Genomic DNA, 24,094 nt, shown 5'->3' on the forward strand with positions numbered 1-24,094 from the left:
GACCTCGCAGCCTAAAACACCGACCCTTCACATGCCCGGAGCGCGCCGCCAGGGAATTTCCACAGCATTCGCGACACGACCTTCATCCTTTGAGAGTTTTACTCTCCGGTAAACCCGGGGCGGTTCACCATTCTGCCATCAACCACTATGAATATTGGGTATATCGAGCGACAGGAGCTCAACCAGCCGTCCAAAGTCGACATTGCAAGAGAGTGCGTTCGGCATATCCCGAACGACTGCTCATTGTTTTTGAACATTGGGACGACCACGGAAGCGGTAGCCGCTGAACTGCGTCGGCATACCGGGCTACTTGTCGTCACGAACAACCTCAACATCGCGAACAAGCTCGCTCACGAATCAAGTCTTGAGGTTGTTGTAACTGGCGGTGACTTGCGTAGGGCGGATGGCGGGTTGGTCGGTGCCGTTGCGAGGGAAACAGTTTCGAGGTTTCGCTTTGACTTCGCGATTATCGGGTGTTCAGCCCTTCATCCAGGAGGAGACATCCTAGACTTTGACACCCGCGAGGTTGGTGTCAGTCAGGCGATCATCAGTCGTAGCGATAAGGTGTTCCTCGCCGCAGACAGCTCGAAATTTGACCGAAAAGCACCGATCAAAATCGCTGGTTTGCCTGAGATAGATGTATTCGTGACAGACAAAGAGCCCCCCGGTGAATTTTCCGAAGCATGTAAGAGCAACGATACTCAAGTTGTCGTGGCCAAGAATCGCTGAATTTCAAACAATTTCTCCGCTCACAAAACAATAAGCTAAGCCATCCAGTCACTAGGATGTGACGGGTACAACAGTCTTGAGCAAAACTGCAATGGTTTGCGATGACATCGAAACTATCGTTGGGCGATTCTTTCGGAGACCTTGCCAGGTTTCACTAATGGATCACATCGATACATAGTTCTAACTTGCAGCGCGGCACCAACTCGCGCGTGTTCCAATCATAGAGCCACCCAACCTGCTGCCCGGTCTCGCGATCAAAGATTCGTTTGATCGCTCGAGCGTGTTACCCTCTGGTTTTGAAATTTGTGTGGAGCGTGGTTCGGCTTTTGGTCCTAATCGGCGATTTCAAGATGACGACCGCGTCGCCTGAATTGCTGGGAGAGTGGACGATCGTCCGCATGATTTTTCCCTATCCTAACTACCAGCTCGAACGAACTTCGTTGCCTGTAGCAACCACGACCGGCAACAGTCCGCTTCTACTTCCAGTTGAACTACTTTGCGCAGAGATGCACAAAAATACACATTAAAAAGAAAGAAAAGCGGTATCCGTCCGGTCTGACTGCTCTGCCGCGGTTTAGCGTGAGCTGCTAATGCCCATTATCGCTAATGGGCATTATGGGGCGGCTGATGGGCACGAAGAAGGGCGGCAAGCGACGGTTCTGGTCTGACGATGAGAAGCGCTCGATCTGCTTGCAGACGCGCGCGCCGGGCGTATCGGTGGCGCAGGTTGCGCGGCGCTACGCGATGAATGCGAACCTGATCCACACTTGGCTTCGTGATCCTCGGTTTGCGCCGTCGGGCGAACCGGACGTGAGCGCGATCGTGGATGACGTGATCTTCCTTCCCGTCGAACTCGAAAGCGCGGCGATCGACACTGGCACGCCCCCGCCATCACACCAACCTGCGCTCGCGGCGCCGCTGACGGCACAGCGCATTGATATCGCCCTGTCGGACGGACGGCGCATCCTGGTCGAGGGGACCACGGCGTTGGCGACAGTCGTGGCGATGGTTGAAGGGCTTTCCTCATGATCCCGGTGCCGAGCAATGCGCGGATCTGGCTTGCGGCGGGCGTGACGGATATGCGGCGGGGCTTCAACACGCTGGCGGCGCAAACCGAGAAGGTCCTGGAACTGGATCCTTACTCCGGGCATCTGTTCGTCTTCCGCGGTCGGCGCGGCGATCTCTTGAAGATCATCTGGTGGGATGCGCAAGGCGCCTGCCTGTTCACCAAGCGCCTTGAGCGGGGCCGATTTGTCTGGCCGGCCGCCAAGGATGGCAAGGTGAACCTGAGCCCGTCTCAACTGGCGATGCTGCTGGAAGGGATCGACTGGCGCGCGCCCGTGAAGACATGGACGCCGCTCACGGCGGGGTAGCTGTTTGCCCAATAAAACATGGGCTTTCATGCTGTTTTTGGTTCCAGATGATCGGGCGTGCCGGTATACTCTCGGGCATGTCGGAGACCTTCAAAACCCTGCCCGATGACCCTGCTGAGTTGCGGGCCGTCAGCGAGTTGATGGTCCAGCACATCCAGTCTCTGACCTACCAAAACGAGAAGCTGAAGGCCGAGTTGGACGGACATCGCAAGGCCCGCTTTGGCTCCAAATCCGAGACCTCCGAACAGCTGGCGCTGGACCTACAAGAGGACACCGAGATCGAAGCCGCTGCCCAAGAGCAGGCCGAGGACGATGCCGTCGACGAAGGGGCTGCATCTGAAGAGGAACAGACACAGCGCAAGCGGACCCACAACCGTGCGCCGCTGCCCAAGCACCTCAAGCGCGAGCAGACTGTCCTGTCGTCCGGCGAGACCTGCGGCGATTGCGGCGGCAAGCTGCGTCAGCTTGGCGAAGATGTGACCGAAGAGCTGGATTACGTCCCTGGCCACTTCGTGGTGCGCCAAATCGTGCGCCCGCGCATGGCGTGCAACGGCTGCGAAGCCTTCGTGCAGGCAGACCTGCCCTCGCGGCCCATCACCCGTGGGCGCGGCGGCCCGGGCCTTCTGGCCCATGTCCTGGTCAGCAAATATTGCGATCACCTTCCGCTTTATCGCCAATCCGAGATCTACGCCCGCGAGAAGGTCGACCTGCATCGCTCCACACTGACGGATTGGGTGGGGCGCTCCACCAGCTTGCTGACCCCGCTCGCCGATCACATCGGCGCACTGGTCCGGGCCGGGCCCGCGCTCTTTGCCGACGACACGCCCCTCAAGCTGCAAACCAAGGGTAAAACCGGCAAGACCCAGACCGCCCGGCTCTGGTGCTATGTCCGCGATGAGCGGCCATGGGCCGGTGAGACCCCGCCTTGCGCCTGGTACCAGTTCAGCGCCGATCGCAAAGGCGAGCACCCTGTCAGCCATCTGACCGGATATGAGGGCTGCGTCCACGCGGACGGCTTTGCAGGCTTCAACGGTCTGTTCGGCCCGGATGGCGCACGCGAGCAGGCCTGTATGGCCCATGTCCGGCGCAAGTTCGTTGAGGTCTATGAACGCGAGGGGTCCACCATCGCCGGGGAGGCCATCAAGCAAATCGCCAAGCTTTATGCCGTCGAGAAGACCATTCGGGGCAAACCCGCTGAGGAACGGGCGGTCGTGCGCGAGGAGAAGGCCAAACCGATCTTTGAGGCGCTTGAGGCGTGGCTGGCCGAGCAGCTTCCGAAGATCTCCGGCAAATCCAAGCTTGCGGAGGCCATCAGATATGCCCTGGGCCGCACGCCCAAAGCGCGCGCCTACCTCACTGACGGCCACCTCGAGCCCGACAACAACATCTGTGAAAACAAGATCCGTCCCGTGGCGGTCGGACGCAAAAACTACCTGTTCGTCGGATCACAGGGCGGCGGCAAAGCAGCAGCCGTGGCCTACACCCTGATCGAAACCGCCCGCATGAATGGCGTCAATCCGGAAGCTTGGCTCACTTGGGTCCTCGAGCGCCTACAGGACCATAAAACTACCCGCATCGATGATCTCATGCCCTGGAACTTCAAGCCACAGTAACGCAACCGCGGTCAGACCGGACGCATACGAAAAGCGCGGAATTGCGCAAATGGAGTCTGTAAGCGTTTGATTAGAAACGGTCGATTGATGACTTGTTCCGGATTTGTAAAGAGCCAGAGAAAGGGAAGCCCGGGTGCCGGGCTTGAAAGGATAGAGAAAGCCTCATCCGGGCCCGGCTTCTAAGGATCCGAATCATGGCTAAGACCACAACCCGAACCAAACCCACCACCGTTAAGAAGTCCGAAGCTGCCGGATCGGCCGCGCCTGAAGGCGCTGCCGACATCCGGATGATCCCGCTCAACCAACTTGAGCCGAGCCCGCTTAACGTCCGCAAGGTTGCGGCAAGCGCCAGCGATGACGCAGAACTTTTTGCCAGCATCCGCGAGACCGGCATCAAGCAGAACCTGGTGGTTCATGCGCTGTCAGATACGCGTTTCGCCGTCGATGCCGGCGGTCGTCGCCTCAAGGCGTTGAAGCAGCTTGCCGAGGACGGTGTCATCCCCGCTGATCACCCGGTGCCTTGTCTCATCGAAGATGAGCGCAATGCCATCCTCACCTCCACCACCGAAAACCTCCAGCGCGCGGCGATGCATCCGGCCGACCAGTTCGAGGCTTTTGAGGCGATGATCGCCGAGGGTCGCAGTGAAGATGAAATCGCGCTGAAGTTTGGCGTCTCGGTCGACTTGGTGCGCCGTCGGCTCAAACTCGCCCGTGTCGCGCCCGAGATCATCGAGCAGTTCCGTGCTGGCGACCTGACCCTCGAATGCGTGATGGCCTTCACCCTGACCGACGATCATGATCGCCAGTTGGCGGTCTGGAACGCAGTGAAGGGCGGCTATCACATCCATCCGCAAAGCATCAAACGCCAGCTGACCGAGACGGCGCATTCGGCGAACTCGGCGCTCGGGCGCTTTGTCGGCATCGAGGCCTATGAGGCGGCGGGCGGGGTTCTGCTGCGCGACCTCTTTGACGATCGCGCCAGCGCCCATATGGAAAACCCCGAGCTCCTAGAGCGCCTCGCTATCGAGAAGCTGCAGGCTGCGGCCAAACCCTTCGAGGCGGCGTGGAAATGGGTCGAGGTGCATCTTTCGGTGGATTACGGCGCGTTTCGCAGTTTCGGGCGGGTCTATCCGCAGGATGTCGATCCCGATCCGGAATTGCTCGCCGAAGAGACCCTTTCCGACTGACGGGTTGCCTACAGCCGATACCGGATCGGCTGGCTCGTCCCGGAGACATCTCATGACCACCGCACTCGATCTCGATCCCTTTCGGGAAGCCGCAATGATCGCCGCGCAGAATGATGCGTTTCGCCGCTCCATCCTCGGCAATCCTCCCGTTGCCGATGCCCCGCAGGGCCAGTTCGTGATGACCCGCGGCGTCGCGGCGCTTGGGCCCGACGCCCAACTGGAGCTCACTCGCCATGTAGCCGCGTTTGACGCCTTCAATGCCGACAGCGACCCGCAGGGATGGCACGAAATGGGGGGCATCGAATTCGATGGCACGACGGTCTGGTTCAAGATCGACCTATATGACGTCGACTACACATATGGTTCGCCCGAAGCGGCCACGCCGCACGCCTTCCTCAACATGATTGAACATCTCGCCGGTCTGGCGCCGTCGCACACGCGGCGTTCCGAAGACAGCGTGCGCTTGCAACAATTCTCGACCCCTCTTCCGCTCGCGGCCATTGTTGCGCAGGCGGCGGGGTTTCGCGGTGACGACCTGGTTCTGGAACCCTCCGCAGGCACCGGCATGCTGGCGATCTTCGCCCGTATCGCAGGTGCGCGTTTGTCGCTGAATGAACTTGCCGAAACCCGCCGCAATTTGCTGCAACAACTCTTTCCGGAGGCAGTCGTCTCGGATCACGATGCCGCGTCGATCGACGACCGTCTCGATAGGTCGATCACGCCCTCGGTCATCGTGATGAACCCGCCGTTTTCGGCTGCGAACCATGTCGAAGGTCAGTTCCGGCAGGCGACCAGCCAACATGTTCTGTCTTCCCTTGCTCGCCTCGCGCCCGGTGGGCGTCTCCTTGTCATCACCGGCGAGAGTTTCCGTCCCTCCACCAAGTGCTTCCAGTCGACGTTCCAGCGGATAGGCCAGAGCTCAGAGGTGGTGTTTTCCGCCGCCATCGACGGCAAGGTCTTTTCGCGGCATGGCACTTCGATCGACACCCGGTTGACGGTGATCGACAAGCGCGCGATGGGCGAAGGCGAGACCGCACCTGTCAACATCGATGGCGCCTATCATCCGACCTGCGCGACCACGGCCGCTCTTCTCTCCGCCGTGCTGACCCATTGTCCCGAGCGCCGCAGCCCCCCGCCCTGCCCTACCAGTTCGGCCTTGTCGGTGCCGACCCGCCCGACCCGCACCAACCTCCATGCCCTGCGCAACGCCGCCCGCCAGGAAACCCGTGCCCTCGCCGAGGAACGCGCGCGACATCCGTTTGACGACATCGAGATGGCCCCGCTCGACTATCTGCCGAAAGCCTGGAGTGAACCGGACGGCGTATTGCAGGATACGGTCTACGAGGCCTATGACCTTCAGGCGATCAACCTTGAGAGTCCCTACGCACGCGCTGCGCTGCGGCAGTTCTTCTACAAGCTGCGTGCGGGCAAGATCGAGGCCTGCTCTTACGCCAAATTCCAGGAGATGACCGGGCTGACGCTCGATGAGGCGGACGGCACGATGAAAGAGAATCTGCCGCCGATCCGGCAGTTCCTGAACCGCTGCCTTGCGCTGAGGATCGACATGCAGGACGCAATTTTCGAGGCCTTTGGTGGGTTTCTTTCGGCGATCATCGAGGACGCGCGTCAGGCAGGCACGCTCGATGTCGGGCTAGAGACCCTGCGCGCAGAGAAGTTCGTCATCACCGACCGCAGGGTCATCTTCGAGCACGAGGCGACGGGGGCGACGGCGACTGCGCTGACGGTGGAACGCACGGATCGCAACGATCCGCTGACCCTGCCCCGCGTCAAAGCAATCTGCGCCGATATGAAGGGTGCGACGCTCTGTTGGAACAAGACCTCCAAGCGTGCGGCGCTGATGGTGAAGGCGCCGGCCTTCATGGACGAGGATGGCGTGCCGATCCTGCGGGTGAAGCTTCTGCGACCCATGGCCACCGAGATCCTCGCCCTTTCCGAGTTCTCGAGATCGCATTGGGAGGAGATCGATGACGCGATGTGCGAGCATCTCTGGCAGGCCGAGGTCGACGCGGTGCCGAAGTTTACCACATCGAAGATCACGTTGATCTGTGGGCTTCTCCTGCCGATCTGGGACAGGCTCCCTTCGGACAACAGCCGGGCCTATCTCTCGGCCAAGCGCCGCAAGGAGACCGAGGTACACTGCCCCGAAGGCACGCGGATCGCTTTCTCGGGTGGAGACTATCAGGCTTACGATCTGATCTGGTCCGTCCTCGATGCCACCCATGCGAAATACCCCGACATGGTGCTCTTGCACGGCGGCACGCCCAAAGGCGCAGAGATGATCGCGGCTCGCTGGGCAGATACCCGTGGTGTCACTCAGGTGGTCTTCAAGCCCGACTGGAAGAGCCACGGCAAGGCCGCCCCTTTCAAGCGCAACGACAAGATGCTCGAAACCATGCCTCAGGGTCTGATCGCCACCCCCGGTTCGGGCATCACCGAGAACATTGTCGACAAGGCCCGCAAGCTCGGGATCCGCATCAAGAGGATCGGGGCTTAGGCCCCGGTTCACGCCCCGCGCAAAAGGTCCTGCACGACAGAAGGCTTCTTTGCGATCAGGGCCAACAGAACCTGGGCCGGGCCTGTCGGTTGCCGACGCCCGTGTTCCCAGTTCAGCAGCGTACCTTTCGCGACGCCAATGCTCTTGGCGAACTCAGCCTGGGACAGGCCAGTCCGTTGCCGAACTTGGGCGACATCGACTTCAGCAACGGAAACTTCATGCACCTTCGCGTTTGCTAAGTCGCCATTCGCGAAGGCAAGCGCCTCTTCCAGGCCCTTGGATACGGATTCAAATGCACTCATGTTGCGTCTCCATATTTCGCGACAAGCGCCTTGCTCATCTCTACCGCAGCAGCCTGTTCGGTCTTCGACAGGTTGGCTTTCTCATTCTTGGCGAAGACCGTGATCAGAAAGATCGGCATATGGGTCCCGCCAAAGACATACACCGTCCTGAAGCCGCCACTCTTGCCGCTCCTCTCTCTCGGGATGCGGACTTTGCGTAACCCGCCACCAAGAGAAATGCCCGCTTCCGGATTGGCGGCAATGAAGTTGATCGCCGCCTCACGTTCCTGGTCCGACATGATTGCCTTGGCGCGCCTTTGGAATTCGGGCAGTTCGACCACTGTTTGCAATCGCGTCATGTGAAGTTCCATATAGGTTTCGGCGGCGTATGTGTCAATGACGTATAGCATGCACACTGGAAGGGCAAGTCAGCGACGGTTGCAAGAGTCGGGCAGTATGCCCTTTCAGTTGGTTGCGGCGACCAATGGCCAAGTGTCCTGTCGTATGTATTGACCGAACCGACCAGCCGGGCAGTCATATCGGGCGATTGGATGGTTGCGGTGTCACGTGACGACCCGGCCTTTCGTTCCACGCTCTGACCGCCTCGAGTACTCATCTGCATCCTGGGCGCTTCAGCGAAGACAATGGGCGCGGTAGTGATCCTGTGGATGCGACTTTGACGTCTGGGTTTTGTCTTTATCAGCGATCAGTTTAGAAGGGAGCCAAGATCCCTGGCATCTCCCTCGTCTGTTCACTCACCTTCCTTCGAGGCCACCGCACTTCTCCCGATGTCTGAGTTGCATGACATGCTGGTCGCAGCTGTCGTCCCGCCCACAAGGGTTGTCACCGATCTTTTTCCCCTGACCCTGTGGGTCATTCCTCGCGAGGCAAAAAGACCGGCGCCTGCCCCTCTCCGCTACGCTTCGCCTTCGGTGTGGCCGGGCCTTGGCCAGCTGCAAAGTGACCATCATTGCAACGCAAACAGGGAGAAGAGCAATGACCACGAACTGCATCAAATTCACCAGCACCGACATCGAAACCGCCAAGGGCACAGGCTCCATCTCGACCCTGACTTTTGATCTCGACATCACGGTCGAACCCGTCGCGAGCACGATCCCGATGGCCCCCACGCACCGCGTCCTCGGCCGCTCTCCGCGCGGCAAGCTGGTCGAGTGCGGCGGCATCTGGAAGAAGCAGAACAAGGAGACCGGCGCCGACTACTACACGCTGACCATCCGCGATCACGGCTTCAACGCCAACCTCGGCAAGGCCGCGAACCAGGACGATCCGTCCCTACAGGCCGTCATCCCCTGGGGTCTGAAAGACGTCGCGTGACGGCTAGGGCCGGTCGGCTCCCTGCCGATCGGCCCATCAAAACTCCAATCTTGAACGCGTTCAAGATTGGAGTTTTGGGGTCGTGGAACTTCAAAATAAGCGCCTGAAACCCATAGGCGCGTGGTATCTTTATCTTTCTTCCAAAACCGTGCTACCATCGAAGCAGAATCGAGTCGAACTCGGACCCAACCGAAGTCAGGACTTAGGAATGAGCGGTAGTCTAGAACAGTTTTTGACGGACCTGTCACGTGGGCTTGAGCGCACGATGGTGGCAGTGAACAAGGAACTCACCTTGCGTCAGCGCATAAAGCGCACGTGGTCCATGCGCCAGTGCGCAAGGTTTCTGAACGTGAGTATTCAGTATCTCACCAAGTTCGCCAATTCGAGCGACGACTTTCCTGCGGGCGAATATGTTGGAAGAGAGCGCGTTTTCACGCTTTCCGAGTTGATGCACATGCGGGCCCTTCTGGCGGCCTCGGCAAAGCGGCCGTACGATTACCTGGCCTGGCGGAAGCCTGATGCACCTTTGCCCGTCATCTCATTTGCAAGCCAGAAAGGCGGCACTGCCAAAAGCCTGAGCGCCGCGCATTTCGCCCAGTATCTCAGTTTGCACTACGGCATGCGTGTTGGTGTCATGGATGCCGACCCGCAAAGTACAATAACGCTCTACTTCGTCGGGGGAGAGGGTCTTCCCCAGATGCCCGACGAGAACACCGCCTCCATGGTGGACTTTGCCGGCCTCTTCCAGTCTGAAGATGCGCCATACACCGATCACGATGCGCAGACGCTCGACAGTTTCTTTCTCAAGACCTCGTGGCCGGGGCTGCGTCTGCTGCCGGCACATGGCGAAACGTCTGAGGGTGAGATTCAGATTGCGCGCCTTGTGCGCGAGGCCCCCTCCGGAAAGAGCTTCTATCGCTACCTGCGCGATGCCATTGATCGGTGGAAGGCGGGGCACCCACCAAAGACGCTGCCCAACGAATTGGTAGTCGAGGGCAAGGTCGATCAGCAGCGGCTGGATGCTGCGCTGACCGAGACCCTCGATGTCATCATAATCGACTATCAACCCGCGTTGACACTTTTCCAGCTGAATAACGTGATTGCGTCGACTTCTCTGGTCATCCCGCAAACCATGAAGGGGTTCGACATCGCAACGCTGTCGACCTTTGTGACCGGCCTGCTGGGGATGCTTCAGCACATTCTGGCCCATGAAAGGATCGAGATCGGAACCGGTGCGAACATGCTGTTGCCGACAATCGTCCAACGGTCCAATGCGCAGGACCTTAACCACATCGGAAACCTGCTAGAACATTGCCCCACGGAAATTCTGCCGGTGTTTTATCTGCGTTCCGACGCGATCTCAAATGCGTCAGACGTCTATCAGTCCGTATACGAGTATGAGCCGGACACGCCGGGAAAGCGCAAGGGGATCAACCGGTTCATCATGAATGCCGATGCCGTGAATGACGCCATAGTATCGCGGCTCTGGCCAGGACTCGAACGCGGCTACGCTGATGCATGGATGGACGAATTCTACGAAGATGACGGCGAGGGCGAAGCATGAAACGCAGTATTCCTAGGTCGTTGGTCAGCAAGGCTACCAACCCTGACGCATCCAAGGAGCGCACGCCCGGTTCCGAAGGCCGGGCAGAACCGGGTGATGCTGTTTCCACTCCTTTCAAGGGGGCCGGCAGCGCTTGGAAATCAGGGGCGCTTGCGCAGTCGCAAGCCGCCGTGGAGCGAAGCAGAGCCGAGCTTTGTTCGGATATCCTTAACGGCCGCCACGAGATAAGCCTGTCGCCAGACCAGATCTCAGATCCGATGGGGACCGACCGCCGTCAAGACTGGATGTCTCAGGAAGCATTCAGGTCCCTGGTAAGCAGCATTGCCTCGAACGGGCAGGACACACCCATTCTGGTGTGGCCCGAGGATCCGGACTGGCAGCCGGATCCGTTGGAGCCGTCGAACGTCACTGGCGTTCCATTTGTGATGCTTACAGGACGCCGCCGACTGGCTGCTGCGTCGGAGCTGGGTTTACCCCTTCGTGCAATCCTAGCTTCGCCGGACGCGCGAAACGCCGAGAACAGCAAGTTTGAGATGTTGTTTCTGCGGTTCCGCGAGAATGAGGAGCGCGAGAATCTTAGCCCATTTGAGCGGTTGGTTTCGATTGGTGAAATGTATGAAACGCTGGCTTCTGGCGAAGACAAGCTGACAGCTGTGGCTTTCGCAAAGAAAATTGGCGTGCATGAGAGCCTAGTCTCGCGAGCAAGGTCTGTCTTCGCTGCGCAAGATCAAATCTTGAACGCGTTCAAGAATGTCTACGACATGAGCTTTCGCGACTTGCAAGGAGCCTTGGCGAGCTTGGAGAGGGTGAACACCTCCAAGCCAAAACCGAAGGCAAAGCCCAGTAAGCTCACGGTCAAACGCAAGGTGGGCAAACGAAATCTTTCGGCGACTTCAGTCGATGGGAACTTATCCATCAAGGTTGCAGGTGTGCCGATTGACCAAGAGCGTCTCGAGAAGCTCGGAGACTTAGTCGCCGACTACTTGAGCGCCGAAGGTTCGGGGAAGGATTCCGACTGACGACAATGCCAGCGGCATACTTTCCGGAACGACGAGGTAAGGAGCAAAAAGGAACGACAATCGAAGCAAAGGCAAAAGAAAAGCCCCCAAGCGGTGTGGCCTGAGAGCTGATCTTAATGGTTTGGTCGCCTTCAAGATAAGTCTCGCAGGATTCACTGTCAACGACGAACGCTCCTGAGCGAACGGCTTTCTTTTGCCTCCACATAACCGGAGGTGAGATACAGGCATGAAACATACAGGTTGGCGCAAGCCGACGCCGGGTCTTGGGGTTGCTGAGCAACTTGCCCAAGCCGGTGAACGGGTAGCAGTACCCAAAACACGGGCCTTCGTGGCACTCAAGCGCGTGGGGGCACATATCGGCTTGAAGGCCGGGGACATGATGCTCCTCGACACGCTCGGGGCGTTCACCCAGGCCCAGGACTGGGATGAGGGGCAGCGTCCGATCGTCTGGGCGTCGAACGCCTATCTGATGGAGCAAACGGGTTTTTCGCGGTCTGCCCTCAAGCGCCACGCGCGACGCCTTGCTGAGATCGGCGTGATCTCCTTCCAGGATAGCCCCAATGGCAAGCGGTGGGGCCGCAGGGACGCAGAGGGGCGGATCGTCGAGGCCTATGGCTTCGATCTGTCGCCGCTTTCAGCCCGTGTTGAGGAGTTCGAGGAGCTCCATGCCGATTTGCAGGCCGAGCGCGAACTCTGCCAGCGCCTGAAGCGCCAGATCACTGTGGCGCGCCGGATGATCCGAGCCCGGATCGAGGCAGCTCTCAGCAGCGCGCTGCGTGGGCCCTGGAGCCAATTCACGGGGCTTTTCGAGGAGCTTCTCGACCGGCTACCGCGCCGACACGAAGCGTCCGAACAGCTGGTGCGCTTGCTCACATGGTTCAAGGAACTCCAGGAACGGGTTGAGGCGGCCTATCTCAAAGCGACTGGCGCGGTGAAACCTGTGGAAAACACCGGTAATAACGATATCCAAGTCATGGAGAAGACTCAAAAAATGAACCCCAGGGAGGTCAATTCTGAACCTCATATACTAATTACAAAACAACTTAATCCTGTAATTAGTAATTCCTCTGAAAGAGAGGAAGCGGCGGGTGTGGTGCCCAATGCCCAACCCGAAGAGCGGGTTGATAGAGAGCTGGAAGACTGGGTTGCCGAGGTACGCAAGAAGCGAACAGCGCTCGATCTGCCGACAATCATGCAGGCCTGTCCGGAATTCGCGTCCTGGGCGCGCAATATGGGTGGTTTCCTGAAGGATTGGGGCGATCTACACCGGGTTGCGGGGCAACTTAGGCCAATGATCGGGATCTCGGAGCATGCCTGGAACGTGGCGCAGGACCGATTGGGCACACAGGTGGCCACGGCCGCGTTTGCGCTCGTCTTCGAGAAACACAGCGCTGGTGAAGTTGCTTCGCCGGGCGGATATCTGCGCGGCATGGTCGAGAAAGCTGGGGCAGGGGAGCTGCATCTGGAGCGGAGCTTCTATGGTAGGCTCAGCGAGCAGGCAGCGTGATGCAGCATTTCCAGTTTTCATTGCCAATGAGGATCGGTTCTTCGCGTTCGAGCCGCAGGCGAGAGGCAGTGAAAACCGATGCTTCCGCAACTGGAAATGCTCTTGGGCAGGGGCTCAGAGACCGGCGGCTTTGGTCAGGTTCACCCGGAACCGGTCGCGGCGGCGCTGGTAGCGGCGGGTCATCTCCGCGGACGCGTGGCCGAGCTGCTTCTGGACGTAGCGTTCGTCAACCTCGGCTGAGCTGGCGAGACCGGCGCGCAGCGAGTGACCGGAAAACAGAGCCAGGCGGTCTTTCTCAGGCAGGTCGGATCGGATCGATCAGACATCAACGCCGTCGACGATGCTGCGTGGGAACAGGCGGTCGCGCGAGAAGCTGTGATCCGTCGGCTTGCAAGCAAGACACCGCCGAACCGAGCAGAATTCCTTAAGGCATGCCGTGATCTTGGTCTCAAGCGTTCTCGCCTCTACGAGTTGATCTCAGCGTACAAGGCGCGCCCGGTCGCCAGCTCATTACTGGCGGCTCAGGTTGGGACACCGACGGGCAGCCGTCGGCTGCCTGACGAGATCGAAGCGGTGATTTCGGGGGCGATCGAGGAGTTCTACAAGTCCTCCAGAAGCCAAGCATCAACGCCCTGCAAAAGGAGGTACGCAGGCGGTGCAGTCAGAGGGGTCTACGTCCCCCGTGCTGGACCACGCTGCGGGACCGTGTGGCGGCGATAGATCCGGCCGAACTCACGGCGGCGCGTGAGGGCGCTAAGGCTTCTCGCCAGCGCCATCACCCAGTGCCAGGCAGCTATCAGGTCGAACGGGCCTATGAGGTGGTTCAGATCGACCACACGCTGGTGGATGTCATTGTCGTGGATCGGGTTCATCGGAAGCCTTTGCAACGGCCCTGGCTGACGCTCGCCATCGACGTCGCCAGCCGTATGGTGGCAGGGTTCTATCTGACGCTGGAGCCTCCGTCGGTGTTGTCGGTGGCACTGGCCATTCAGCATCTGGTGCAGCCCAAACTCGACTGGCTGGAGGGCTTGGGTATTGATGCGGACTGGCCCGCAGAGGGATTGCCGGAGACCATTCACGTCGACAATGCCAAGGAGTTCCGCTCAAAGGCGATGAAGCGGGGCGCCGAGGAGCACGGGATTTCGCTGCAGTACCGGCCGATAGGGGCGCCGCATTACGGCGGTCACATCGAGCGGCTGATCGGCACGATGATGGGGGCGGTCCATCTGCTGCCGGGCTCGACCTTCAGCAGCATCAAGGACCGTGGCGACTACGATTCCGTGAGCAAGTCGGCGATGACTCTCGACGAGCTGGAGCACTGGCTGGCGCTGGAAATCACCCGTTATCATGCTGAACGGCACCGTGCGCTCGGGATTCCGCCGGTTGCGGCTTGGAACGAAGCCTATGAGCGACGCGAGGCACCTTTGCGTCGGCCTTACGATCCGGAGGGGTTCCGGGTCGACTTCCTGCCGAGCACGGAACGCATGGTGCGCCGTGATGGCATCCATCTCTTTGGCCTGCGGTATTGGGACGATGTCTTGAGCCTCTGGGCGGGTCGGCAAGACCGCCAATTGCGCGTGTCTTATGATCCGCGCGATCTCTCGACGATCTTTGTGCTTGGCCCGGAAGGCCAACGCTATCCTGTGCGGTTTTCGGACCTGCGCCATCCGTCCATCACCCTTGCGGAACATCGCCGTGCGCAGGCGATTTTGCGCGAACGCGGGCGCGCGCTCGAGGACGAAGACCTTATATTCGCGGTGATCGAGGAACAACGCGCCCTGGTTGATGCTGCCAGCAGCAGGACACGGGAGGCCAGGCGATTTTCTGAAAGACGGGACCGAGCGCTTGATGGGGTAGGGGCCTACGAGGCTCTGGACGCCGGTCCGGAGCCCAGGGAAAGCGAGAGCGTGCTCAGGGATCACCCGGGGTTCGAAGTTGAGGAATGGTCGTGAACGAAGGCACCGCATTTGCACATCTCGATCCGACCTACCGCCGGTTTGCGGCGCTGCCGGATGATGAGCGCATTGCCTGGATCCGGGCCGACCGCTGGATCGGTTTCGATCAGTCCGGGGCCGCTCTGGCACGTCTGGAGAACCTGTTGACCTATCCACCGCGTGACCGGATGCCATGCCTATTGATCTACGGCGACACCGGTATGGGCAAGACCAAGATCGTGCGCAAGTTTGAACGCGACCACCCGCCGAAGTTCAGCCAAATCACCGGCGTTGACCACCGCCCGGTGGTTGTCGCGCAGGTACCATCCGAACCCATCGAGCGCGATCTTTACCGAGAACTTCTGGCCAGCATGGGCGCGCCGGCGATGACAGGCGGTACTCTCGCCCGCGAGAAGGATATCTGCCGGTCGCTGCTGCGGACCGTAGGGGCGAAAATGATCATTCTCGACGAGGTGAACGGCATGCTGGCCGGCACCTTCCGTCAGCAGCGGATTTTTCTCAATGCGATCCGGTTTCTGGCCAATGACCTGCGGATTCCACTGGTTTGTGCCGGAACGGACCTGGCTCGGCAGGCCCTGCTGACCGATGCACAACTGGCCGAGCGCTTCGAGGCGTTCCATCTCAAGCCCTGGCAGAACGATGCCGCCTTCGCCGGGCTCCTGAAAAGTTTCGAACGCATTCTGCCCTTGCGCGAGGCATCCGATCTGATCAGCGGGGAGGCCAGAGAACGGATTCACAAGCTGACCTCCGGTGTGACGGCGCGCATCTTCCGCCTGATCGAGACGGCGGCGGAAGATGCAGTTCGGTCGGGCAAGGAGCGCCTCGACGCGGATAGTTTTGGGGACAATCTGGTGCTGCCGCTGGTTTCGATGACCCAGACCGCTCGGCGGCGGGGCAAGCCCGTGCAACAACGGGTCGGGGCATGATGGTGTCGGCCCGACTGCCCGTCGCGCCGCGTCCGTTCATGGACGAACTGCTCTCGTCCTGGATGGCGCGGGTTGCCGCGCGCTACGGGTCGGAGGCTCTTGAGCTGGTGGTGTACCTGGCGGGGCAGGGGGGTAGGAACGCAGGCGCGCGGCAGGTTGACGATGTGGCGCCGGATATGGAGTTGCTCAGGCTTTGGGCTAAGGCCTGCAGGGTCGATCCGGAACGGCTTTGTCGCAGGTCACTGGCTTCCCGATATCCTGATCGGCCGCAGGATTGGTTTCTGACCGAGACAGTGCCGGTCTGTCTTGCCTGTTTCGATGCGGATGTCGCTGCCCGTCGAGATGCCTATTTGCGGGGGCATTGGCGATTAGCAGAGCAGGTGGTTTGCCCGCCGCACCGGACCATGCTCCTGGACCGCTGCCCCGCCTGTCTCGGCCGCCTAAGGCTTTCCTTTCGCATGCTGAATGGCCTGCTGCGCCCCTTCTGTCGCAAGTGCGATGCCATTCTGACCGGCGGGGGAGGGGAGACAGAGGACCCTTTGAAGGCAGATTTCGCCGCAGGCGTCCTCGATCTCCAAAGCCAGATCAGCCGGATCGTCAGAGGTAATCCAGGCCGTTTTGATCGTCTCGAGCATGCAATTCGCACTCTTTGGGCGCCACTTGATCGTGACGGTGCGGCCCGGCCCGTCCTCGCGCTTTGGTACGATGAATCGGGGTGGAATTGTCCCTACGAGGCCCGCGCGGCCGTCGGTGGGTCTGCGCCTCTTCAGCACCTATCAGTGAGCTGGCGGGCTCTGACGCTGGTGATCTTGCATGATCTCTTTGGAGCAGATCTGGTGCCCGGCGCTGTCCTGCCGGAGGCCGCCCTCGTCCTGTTCCAGCGTGCCGCACCATTGCCGTGGCTCACGGATGGGCCTGATCTACGGACCGGCAAAGGAAAGCGCACGATTGATGCGGGAGCAGAGCGAGTCCACAGATTGAGCAAGAGGCGTGTCCACCGGTTAAATGGAAATTTCGAGGGCGAGAGGCGATTTCGGCCGAATCCACCCATGAAACTAAAACGACACTGTCATGCCGCCGAGCATATTCTTTTATGTCCGATAATGCAATCTTATTGGACATAGCGGAGAGCAGCAAGGTGGGGCGGTTTACACATCATATTGTGGACGAAAGCGCCGCGAGAGACTAGTGTTGTGACATGACATATCAGCCCGCCACCATCTCTGACGACTTTAGCACCCTACCGCAGCTACCCGGCTGGGTCACCTCCGGTCGTGTCGAAACCCTTGAAACTGTGGCCTTTCGGTCGGGGGCGGCAATCACGGTGCTTGATCAGCTGGTGTCCGATCCGCGGCATGGTGTGCCGGCGAAGCTGCTCGCCAATCGACTGGCGCTGAGCGCTGCAACCGCGTCTTCGAAACTGGAAGGACGGTTGGCGCGAGAGGCGGACATCCGCGACGCTTTCCATCTGACGCCGCCAGGCGAAGCACGGGGTCCGGATGGCGATCTGTTGGCGTTCTGGCGCGAAGGCGTCCGGCTTCGTGCAAGCCGGACGGGCGAGATCGCCGACTTCGCGGGCGAGGTGGGCGCTTGGCTCGACGTGGGATTGGAACGTGCACGGACCCATGGTCCGTTGTCAGGTTGCGTCGCCGCCCTGCGCGCCGTGCTCGAGGCCGACAACCGGGCAGAGCGCACCGCCTGTCTGCTCTCGGACGTTGTGCTGGCACGGGCGCTGAACTGGAAGGTGATGCTGCCGGTTACTGCGGCGCGGCTCACCAAGACGGCCTTGCGTGATCTGGCTGTGGCCGGGCAGGGCGGCGAGCTGGTCGTTCAGGCGCGGATACTTGAGTCCATCGAGGAGACGATCCGGCTGGCGCGGGATCTGGCTCGACGCGCCGAGGCCCTTCGCGCCGTTGCGCTGAAGCTCCGGGCGAAAGGATCGGAGGCAGCGGTCGAGCTGTTCCTGACCGAGGATGCCGTGGCGGCGGCCTCGATGCTGTCGCCACGCATCCGGGGCACCTCGATCCCCATGACCGACCGCGCGGCGCGGCGGTTTTGCGACCGGCTGGTCGGGTTGGGTGTCGCGCGAGAGCTGACCGGGCGGTCGACGTTCCGGCTCTATGGGATTGCGCCATGACGGTCGCGACCCGGAAACGGAAAGCTGCGGAGGAGGGTGGCGCTGTCTTTGATCGGGAGCTCGACGATCTTCCGCAGGAGCTGCGCTGGCGCGAATGGATGGGACGGATAGAGGCCGTGCTGTTCGCTAGCGCGACTCCGGTCGGCGGCGAAGGCCTGGCCCGCGTGGTGGGGCAGGGGGCCTCGGTCGAGATGCTGATCGACGACATCCAGGCCGAGTTGACCGGTCGTCCTTACGAGCTGGTTCAAGTCGCCGGCGGCTGGATGTTCCGGACCAGAAGCCAGTTCGCGGATGCCATCAAGGCGGCCGCCGACCTTGGCGACCAGCCGTTGGCCTTCACCGAGATGGAGATGGGGGTGCTTTGCGCCATTGCCTATCACCAGCCGATCGACCGGGCGGGCCTGGCCGACATCTTCGGCAAGGAGGTCAGCCGCGATCTCCTGGCGCGGTTGCGCTACAAGGACCTGATCGCCTCTGGGCCGCGGTCACCGCGTCCGGGGGCGCCGCATACATTCGTGACCACGGAGACGTTCCTGGCGACATTTGATTTGCAGAGCTTGCGGGATCTGCCGGAGCTCGAACTAGGAGGTGAGAGCATTTGAAGACCCCGGAGCGACTCTACAAATATCGAACATTCTCGGACCGAACACTCAGTAGCTTGGTTGAAGACCAACTATTCTTTGCTGACCCCAGCACATTCAACGATCCTCTGGACACGAAGCCAGGAGTCGAGATCGATTTGGCCGAAGATCAGTTGGAAACCATCCTGATCAAGCTGATCGAGCATCGCGTGCACGGCGAGTTGAGTGCGGCAGCTTCGACGATACGATACAGGGGGCCGAAGACACGCGATCACATCATGAAGCTCAGTCGGCGTCAGGCCGAGGAGATCATTTCTGACATCCGGTACAACGCCACAGATCCCGATCTTCGATTGGAGAACCCGGTTGCCTTTCTTCTCGGTCAAGCCATCCAGCAAGAACTGCTCCGTCGATACGATGGTGGCATCGTGTCCCTTGCCGAACGGAACAATTGCCCATTGATGTGGAGCCACTATGGCGATCAGCACCGAGGCATCGCCATTGGGTACTCGCTGCCCGAACAAGCCTCCAACAAGATCTTCAAGGTCAAGTACGGTGGCAGCAGTATGGTCGCGACCAGCAAGGTTCTCGCAATGTTGGATGGTGATCGCGGCGCCCGTCAGGCCGTAGACGACGCGGTGCTTCTCAAAAAGGCCCAAGATTGGCGATACGAGAAAGAGTGGCGGCTTATAGGTCGACGTGGGGCACAGGACTCTCCGATCGAGCTGGAGGAGGTGGTCTTTGGTATGAGGTGCCCACTGGCGGTAAAATACACTGTTGTCAGGGCGTTGGAAGATCGGCCCTCGGCGCTGAAGTTTTACGAGATCCGGCGAAAATCTGACACCTTCCTACTGAACCGATATGCGCTCGATGTCGATGAGATGTTGGCTTCCCTGCCCAGGCGATCCCTATCCTTATACGAGGCATTTGAAAGCCTCGATCGAGACAGCTCGAGCTAGGCGGAGGTTTCTGCGAGGACGGGATAAAACGTCAACGCCAGCCTGCCGCTTTAGCGCGCTTAAACGCGCCAGACATGTTCAGCCGCATACGCATTAACTCCTCACTCACACCATACTGCGCTGCTGCCATTTCAATCGAAACGCGTTGTCTCGCAATCGCGTGGGCGGCGGGGCCTGGAACCAACAGGGTTGGTCCTAGCCAATGCGCCTCCTCTTCATCTCGGGCATTGAACATGCGTACACCAGTTTCATCACTCAAAGGCAGCGGGACGTGATGAAGGAGTCCGTGTGCCAGTTCGTGAGCAAGATCCGCCGTTTGACGTGGCTTCTCGTGGCCATCGTTCAAGATCACAAGCCGTGCAGTACCCTTGTGAATGGTGACTGCAGAAAATCCCTTTGCGCCTGTGCATTGCCGAAGGCGTGCGACGTCGAGTGGGTGCTCTTTCTGGAATGACGAAAGATCAACAACGATGTGCTCAAGGTGTTTTGCGAGGCTCCATGGGCACAGTTTTCCGGTTTCAGGGATGCCGAGTTCGCGTCGAACATCCTGAGCGTACCATTCCGCATCGGTCTTGAAGCCCCGCCTTAGTGCCATCAGTGCGTCCTCAGGCCCTCATATGCGGATTGAATGATGCGCTCGAGAGCGTCTGCCTGTTCTTTTCCTAAGTTTGGGTCTGCTCGGAACAACATCAGTGCTTTGGTCAACGACGATGGCTCGCCATTCTGACTGCTGTCGAGCGCGCGCATGAAATCGTCGGCGCTCAGTTTCGCCCATGAGCACAGAGATGCTAGGCTGTCGACATCCGGTCTCTTCCCTTGCGAGATCCGCGTGAGCGATGAAGCGCTCACCCCCGACTGTTCTGCAACCTTTCTCCAGGTGAGCTTCCGTTCCTCCCGTACCGCGTCCAACGCGGCGTAGAAGCCGTTCCCGTCGAATTGCACACTAGGCATGATGTTCGACTCTTGCAATTTTCATTTTGGCCCCGTATGTGTTGTTTCAGGATTTCATTATAGCAACACTGTTGCGAATCCGTAAAGCACAGACACTGCGGCAAATGGGGCGGTTCAATATGAGGAAGAGCATCGAGGACGATCTGAAGGCCATCGGCTTGGGCCTCGACGCTGGCATCCTGCCGACCGTGTTCAATCGGGGGGTCATTCGGCCCGACAACTCCTCGGTTGTCTTGAAACCTTCGGGCCAGGAGAAAGCCGATGCACGGCACCAATCGACACGATCCGCAACCCGACCGTGGGAACGGCCCGCCGGAGGGCAAGGGACGACCGGACAATCCCGGGCGCCCGATTCCGGAGCACCGTTCGTCCAGCCAGGACTACGGTCTCGCTATGCGGAAGGCATAGGGGAATGCCGGGACGCGTACCCGGGTCTGCTCGCGTTTCCTCAAGAAAGGCAGATGTGGCTCTTCGCTGAGAGCGATCTGATCGAAGGCCTAGGTAGAAGAGCCGCATTTGCCATTCAACTTCCCTACACCACCAGAAGGCCGGTTCGAGCCTGGGGCTTTTGGACCACTGCTGTCAGTAAAACATGGATCGGGCCGAGGCATACGAATTTTCCCGATGGCTCGATTTGCGCATTCGAGCCGCGAGACAAGACATGGCTTCCCGGCGGTTCGGTGACCGGACTGCTCGACCTTTATAGCCTCTGGGCCGTGCGGCATCTCTACCTCGAGAAATACGGAAAATGGCCCGGCCGGCAATCTGTGCTGATTGCAGCTGAGAGGCTGCTCGAACTCGGCGACGATGAGTTTTGCGGATGTGAACATCCATTCGGGAAATACGCCCAGTGCTGTCGGTCATCTGACCAGAAGAACACCTCCGGTTCTGAGCTACTGGATTTTGCAATGAAGACCCGCAGGCCTCCAGCGGAGGTTCTTCGGTTTGTTTGGAACCCAACCAGCCCTCCGCCTCGGAGGGACCCAATAACACGCCAGACTTGAGAAGGAGAATTCAGATGGCAGGCAAAGGCAACGGCGGGAGCTATCGCAGCGCGAAATCGGGGCGGTACGTGACAAAGGCTTATGGGAAGTCACATCCGCGCACGACGGTAAAAGAAGCGCCTGGCAAGAGTGGTTCTACCGGTGGCAGCTATCGGAGCGCAATTTCCGGGCGCTTCGTGACGGCAAAGCATGGCAAGGCGAACCCGGGTACGACCGTTCGAGAAAAGTGAGTTTGCCTCTCGCCCAGAGAACGTGTTAGTCAGGCTTTGTTTTAACGTACGGAAATTCGCCGTACACTTGACATGTACGACGATATGCCGTACATAGCTGCGTGTGAGTGGCATCTTGCCGCTTGACGTCGTTTCGGATCAAGGAGGCAACCATGTTGGCGTTTGAGGATAGCACTGTCGCTGTCGACGAGCCCAAGAGCGCTCGGCTGGAAGCGCGTACACAGCCTTCGGTGAAGGATGCGATCAGTCGCGCAGCAACCTTGAGCGGTGTTGAGGTAAGCTCCTTTGTTGTGAGCGCTGCATACAAGGCCGCGCAGACGACGATTGAAGCTCATAAGTTGACGGCGTTGGAGAGCGAGGCGGATCGTGTTGCGTTCTTTGGCGCGCTCGAAAATCCTCCGAAGCCGAATAATCGGCTGAAGCAGGCTTTTGCATTGCGCGAGACGCTGATCGCGAATGCCGACTGACGCCGCCGTAGACGCCAAGTTCACAATCGAGCCGTTCGATGCCAAGAGCCAGGATCGAACGGCTTTTTCCTGTGGTGTCCTCCAGATCGACAATTACCTGAAGTTGACGGCCAAGAAGGGGGCCAAGGCTGATGTCGTCCGGATCTGGGTCGTGCTAGACGATGACCGTAGAACCCTTGGGTTCTACGGGATCAACATGCATGCGGTTGTTGCGGAAGACATGCCTGATGAGCTGGCCAAGAAGGCGCCAAGGCATGGCATGCTGCCAGCTGCATTCATTTCCATGATCGGCGTCGATCAAACGATGCAGGGAAAGGGCTTGGGCAGCGCATTGCTTGCCGATGCGCTCAACCGGATTGGGCGCGTCTCAGACGAAATTGGAACCTGTGCCGTCCTTCTCGATGTGTTCGACTGCGGAAACCCCGAAATCGTGGCGCGCCGAAAAGCATACTACGAGGCGTTCGGTTTTACCCCGTTGCCAGATCAGCCGTTGCGCCTGTTCATGCCGATCCAGACAGTGCGGGCGCTGTCCGGTTGATCGCTCATTGGGCGCCGAAAGTCATGTGCATGACGCGAATGCAAAAAAAATCTGAGCTCAAAGGAAAGTGACTAAGACATTCTGACCCTATAGTTTGCGACAGTGAACAGTCTAGCATGTTCTGAATTTGTTCCGCATAATAAACTAACAAAACCAAAACAACACGATTCGAGCAGATGGACAGCAAGGTTCTATCATCAATTAGACATGCAGAGGTTGGACGCCTGCAAACACTGCTCGCCGAGCACCGCCAGCCGGTTCTGTTGCTAGGAGCAGGGGCTTCCGTTACATCCGGTGTGCCAGCGGCCGGTGAAACAGTGAACCGCGCAGCGAAGTGGGCATACTGTAAGTCGCATGGTCGGTCTCCGATGGACCCAGGCGTCGTTGATTCTGATTGGATACCTTGGCTTGAACAGCAGTCTTGGTTCAAACGGGGGGTTGGTCTCCCCGACCAATACCCTGTTGCGATCGACAACCTTTTGGGAATTGGACAGGATCGAAGAGAGTTCTTCGAGCAACTTATCAGCCGTGGTGTGAAGCCCGGACAGGGGTATCGGGCGCTAGCACGGATTTTAGACAACGGTTGGGTTGCAACGGTTCTAACGACAAACTTTGATCATTGCATTGATCGAGCGGCCGTTCTTGAAGCAGTGCCGCCCTTCTTGGTCAAGATCCGCACTGCGTCGGATTGGGTCCAGTTCAAAACGTCGCCAGCAAACCCGCAGTTAATCCACATACATGGATCGGTTGAGCACTACTCCGACAAGAATTTGGCCGAAGATGTATTGAAGTTGGACCAAGAGACCGTCGAGCATATCAAGCCTCTTTTGCGTGATCACCCATTGATTGTAGTTGGGTATCGCGGAATGGAGCCATCGGTCATGAAAGACCTTCTTGAAAACCAAATTGACTATGCAAATGGGTTCAAAAACGGGGTCTTCTGGTGCGATATGAAGCGCAGCATAGGCGAATCCCTCTCGCCTCTGGTACAATCTTTTGCGGACAAGATTGGTTCAAACTTCAATCGGGTTCCAATTGATGGCTTCGATCAACTATTGAAGACGGACCTGCTGGACCAACTCGTTGCTCGGCAGACTCCTGAACCGCCCCGGGTTTGCCGGAGAGTTTTTTGTTCAAAACTTAGGCGACGTGATCAAGAGCGTTTATGCTTGCGTAGAAAGTTTCCTCCACTTCTTGCGGCGGCCGATAGCCGATGGCGCCAT

Annotated in this window: 21 protein-coding genes and 4 pseudogenes; 21 read left to right on the forward strand and 4 right to left on the reverse strand. The window is 59.3% G+C overall.

Features of this window, described 5'->3' with window-relative positions:
- The first annotated feature begins 147 nt into the window (after positions 1-147).
- The 7 genes and pseudogenes from AAFO90_RS20015 to AAFO90_RS20045 all read left to right on the forward strand — a co-directional run.
- Positions 148-729: a DeoR/GlpR family DNA-binding transcription regulator gene (locus AAFO90_RS20015; protein WP_347510521.1), complete on the forward strand. Its 582-nt coding sequence runs from the start codon at positions 148-150 to the stop codon at positions 727-729.
- Between the two features lie 627 nt (positions 730-1,356).
- Positions 1,357-1,758, forward strand: a complete 402-nt coding sequence (locus AAFO90_RS20020) for a transposase (RefSeq protein ID WP_347510522.1) — start codon at positions 1,357-1,359, stop codon at positions 1,756-1,758.
- Positions 1,755-2,102 (forward strand): IS66 family insertion sequence element accessory protein TnpB, encoded by a 348-nt coding sequence (tnpB, locus tag AAFO90_RS20025; protein ID WP_213597165.1) that lies wholly within the window; start codon positions 1,755-1,757, stop codon positions 2,100-2,102. The genes AAFO90_RS20020 and tnpB overlap by 4 nt, the downstream gene beginning before the upstream one ends.
- A 77-nt stretch (positions 2,103-2,179) precedes the next feature.
- Entirely contained in the window at positions 2,180-3,715 is a 1,536-nt protein-coding gene (locus tag AAFO90_RS20030; protein WP_347510523.1) for an IS66 family transposase, read from the forward strand.
- Positions 3,716-3,909: 194 nt separating this feature from the next.
- Positions 3,910-4,887 (forward strand): annotated as a pseudogene (locus AAFO90_RS20035) (ParB N-terminal domain-containing protein); the annotation flags it as partial.
- Between the two features lie 193 nt (positions 4,888-5,080).
- Positions 5,081-6,550 (forward strand): annotated as a pseudogene (locus tag AAFO90_RS20040) (strawberry notch C-terminal domain-containing protein); the annotation flags it as partial.
- Between the two features lie 462 nt (positions 6,551-7,012).
- Positions 7,013-7,417: pseudogene (locus AAFO90_RS20045) on the forward strand (DUF2493 domain-containing protein); the annotation flags it as partial.
- 8 nt (positions 7,418-7,425) lie between these two features.
- Here the strand turns inward: AAFO90_RS20045 and AAFO90_RS20050 are convergent.
- The gene (locus AAFO90_RS20050) at positions 7,426-7,719 is read right to left on the reverse strand and encodes a helix-turn-helix domain-containing protein (RefSeq protein ID WP_009807848.1); all 294 of its coding nucleotides are present in this window, start codon (positions 7,717-7,719) and stop codon (positions 7,426-7,428) included.
- The gene (locus tag AAFO90_RS20055; protein WP_347510524.1) at positions 7,716-8,069 is read right to left on the reverse strand and encodes a type II toxin-antitoxin system RelE/ParE family toxin; all 354 of its coding nucleotides are present in this window, start codon (positions 8,067-8,069) and stop codon (positions 7,716-7,718) included. The genes AAFO90_RS20050 and AAFO90_RS20055 overlap by 4 nt, the downstream gene beginning before the upstream one ends.
- Positions 8,070-8,694: 625 nt before the next feature.
- Here AAFO90_RS20055 and AAFO90_RS20060 point away from each other — a divergent pair.
- The 4 genes from AAFO90_RS20060 to repC all read left to right on the forward strand — a co-directional run bounded on the left by AAFO90_RS20060 (position 8,695) and on the right by repC (position 13,123).
- The gene (locus AAFO90_RS20060) at positions 8,695-9,033 is read left to right on the forward strand and encodes a DUF736 family protein (RefSeq protein ID WP_347510525.1); all 339 of its coding nucleotides are present in this window, start codon (positions 8,695-8,697) and stop codon (positions 9,031-9,033) included.
- 208 nt (positions 9,034-9,241) lie between these two features.
- Positions 9,242-10,597 (forward strand): ParA family protein, encoded by a 1,356-nt coding sequence (locus AAFO90_RS20065; protein ID WP_009807851.1) that lies wholly within the window; start codon positions 9,242-9,244, stop codon positions 10,595-10,597.
- On the forward strand, positions 10,594-11,616 hold the full coding sequence (locus AAFO90_RS20070) for a ParB N-terminal domain-containing protein (RefSeq protein WP_009807852.1): 1,023 nt from the start codon (positions 10,594-10,596) through the stop codon (positions 11,614-11,616). Before AAFO90_RS20065 ends, AAFO90_RS20070 begins: the two co-directional genes overlap by 4 nt.
- A gap of 226 nt (positions 11,617-11,842) precedes the next feature.
- Positions 11,843-13,123, forward strand: coding sequence for a plasmid replication protein RepC (gene repC, locus AAFO90_RS20075; protein WP_009807853.1), 1,281 nt, complete (start codon positions 11,843-11,845; stop codon positions 13,121-13,123).
- Positions 13,124-13,237: 114 nt separating this feature from the next.
- On the opposite strand, the pseudogene AAFO90_RS20080 reads toward repC, so the two are convergent.
- Positions 13,238-13,438, reverse strand: a pseudogene (locus AAFO90_RS20080) (integrase); the annotation flags it as partial.
- Positions 13,439-13,830: 392 nt separating this feature from the next.
- On the opposite strand from AAFO90_RS20080, the gene AAFO90_RS20085 reads away from it, so the two are divergent.
- From AAFO90_RS20085 to AAFO90_RS20110, 6 genes are all read left to right on the forward strand, one after another.
- Entirely contained in the window at positions 13,831-15,075 is a 1,245-nt protein-coding gene (locus AAFO90_RS20085) for a transposase family protein (protein ID WP_347510526.1), read from the forward strand.
- A complete protein-coding gene (locus AAFO90_RS20090) occupies positions 15,066-16,004 on the forward strand; it encodes a TniB family NTP-binding protein (protein ID WP_347510527.1) in 939 nt (312 codons plus the stop codon). Before AAFO90_RS20085 ends, AAFO90_RS20090 begins: the two co-directional genes overlap by 10 nt.
- Complete coding sequence (locus AAFO90_RS20095; protein ID WP_347510528.1) at positions 16,001-17,128, forward strand: TniQ family protein; 1,128 nt, start codon at positions 16,001-16,003, stop codon at positions 17,126-17,128. Before AAFO90_RS20090 ends, AAFO90_RS20095 begins: the two co-directional genes overlap by 4 nt.
- A gap of 74 nt (positions 17,129-17,202) precedes the next feature.
- Entirely contained in the window at positions 17,203-18,141 is a 939-nt protein-coding gene (locus tag AAFO90_RS20100) for a DUF1403 family protein (protein WP_347510529.1), read from the forward strand.
- Positions 18,138-18,743: an SMC-Scp complex subunit ScpB gene (locus tag AAFO90_RS20105; protein WP_347510530.1), complete on the forward strand. Its 606-nt coding sequence runs from the start codon at positions 18,138-18,140 to the stop codon at positions 18,741-18,743. The genes AAFO90_RS20100 and AAFO90_RS20105 overlap by 4 nt, the downstream gene beginning before the upstream one ends.
- Positions 18,740-19,681 carry a DUF2971 domain-containing protein gene (locus tag AAFO90_RS20110; protein ID WP_347510531.1) on the forward strand — a complete coding sequence of 314 codons (942 nt, stop codon included), beginning with the start codon at positions 18,740-18,742 and terminating at the stop codon, positions 19,679-19,681. Before AAFO90_RS20105 ends, AAFO90_RS20110 begins: the two co-directional genes overlap by 4 nt.
- A gap of 31 nt (positions 19,682-19,712) precedes the next feature.
- On the opposite strand, the gene AAFO90_RS20115 is transcribed toward AAFO90_RS20110, so the two are convergent.
- Positions 19,713-20,276: an ImmA/IrrE family metallo-endopeptidase gene (locus AAFO90_RS20115; RefSeq protein ID WP_347510532.1), complete on the reverse strand. Its 564-nt coding sequence runs from the start codon at positions 20,274-20,276 to the stop codon at positions 19,713-19,715.
- 1,374 nt (positions 20,277-21,650) lie between these two features.
- Here AAFO90_RS20115 and AAFO90_RS20120 point away from each other — a divergent pair.
- The 4 genes from AAFO90_RS20120 to AAFO90_RS20135 all read left to right on the forward strand — a co-directional run.
- The gene (locus AAFO90_RS20120; protein ID WP_067951585.1) at positions 21,651-21,866 is read left to right on the forward strand and encodes a hypothetical protein; all 216 of its coding nucleotides are present in this window, start codon (positions 21,651-21,653) and stop codon (positions 21,864-21,866) included.
- A 152-nt stretch (positions 21,867-22,018) separates the two neighbouring features.
- Positions 22,019-22,333, forward strand: a complete 315-nt coding sequence (locus AAFO90_RS20125; RefSeq protein ID WP_347510533.1) for a DUF1778 domain-containing protein — start codon at positions 22,019-22,021, stop codon at positions 22,331-22,333.
- On the forward strand, positions 22,323-22,871 hold the full coding sequence (locus tag AAFO90_RS20130) for a GNAT family N-acetyltransferase (protein ID WP_347510534.1): 549 nt from the start codon (positions 22,323-22,325) through the stop codon (positions 22,869-22,871). Before AAFO90_RS20125 ends, AAFO90_RS20130 begins: the two co-directional genes overlap by 11 nt.
- A 176-nt stretch (positions 22,872-23,047) precedes the next feature.
- The coding region (locus tag AAFO90_RS20135; protein WP_347510535.1) for an SIR2 family protein at positions 23,048-24,094 on the forward strand (1,047 nt) is incomplete at its 3' end.

Source organism: Phaeobacter sp. CAU 1743, from assembly GCF_039839315.1.
Lineage (GTDB): Bacteria > Pseudomonadota > Alphaproteobacteria > Rhodobacterales > Rhodobacteraceae > Phycobacter > Phycobacter gallaeciensis_A.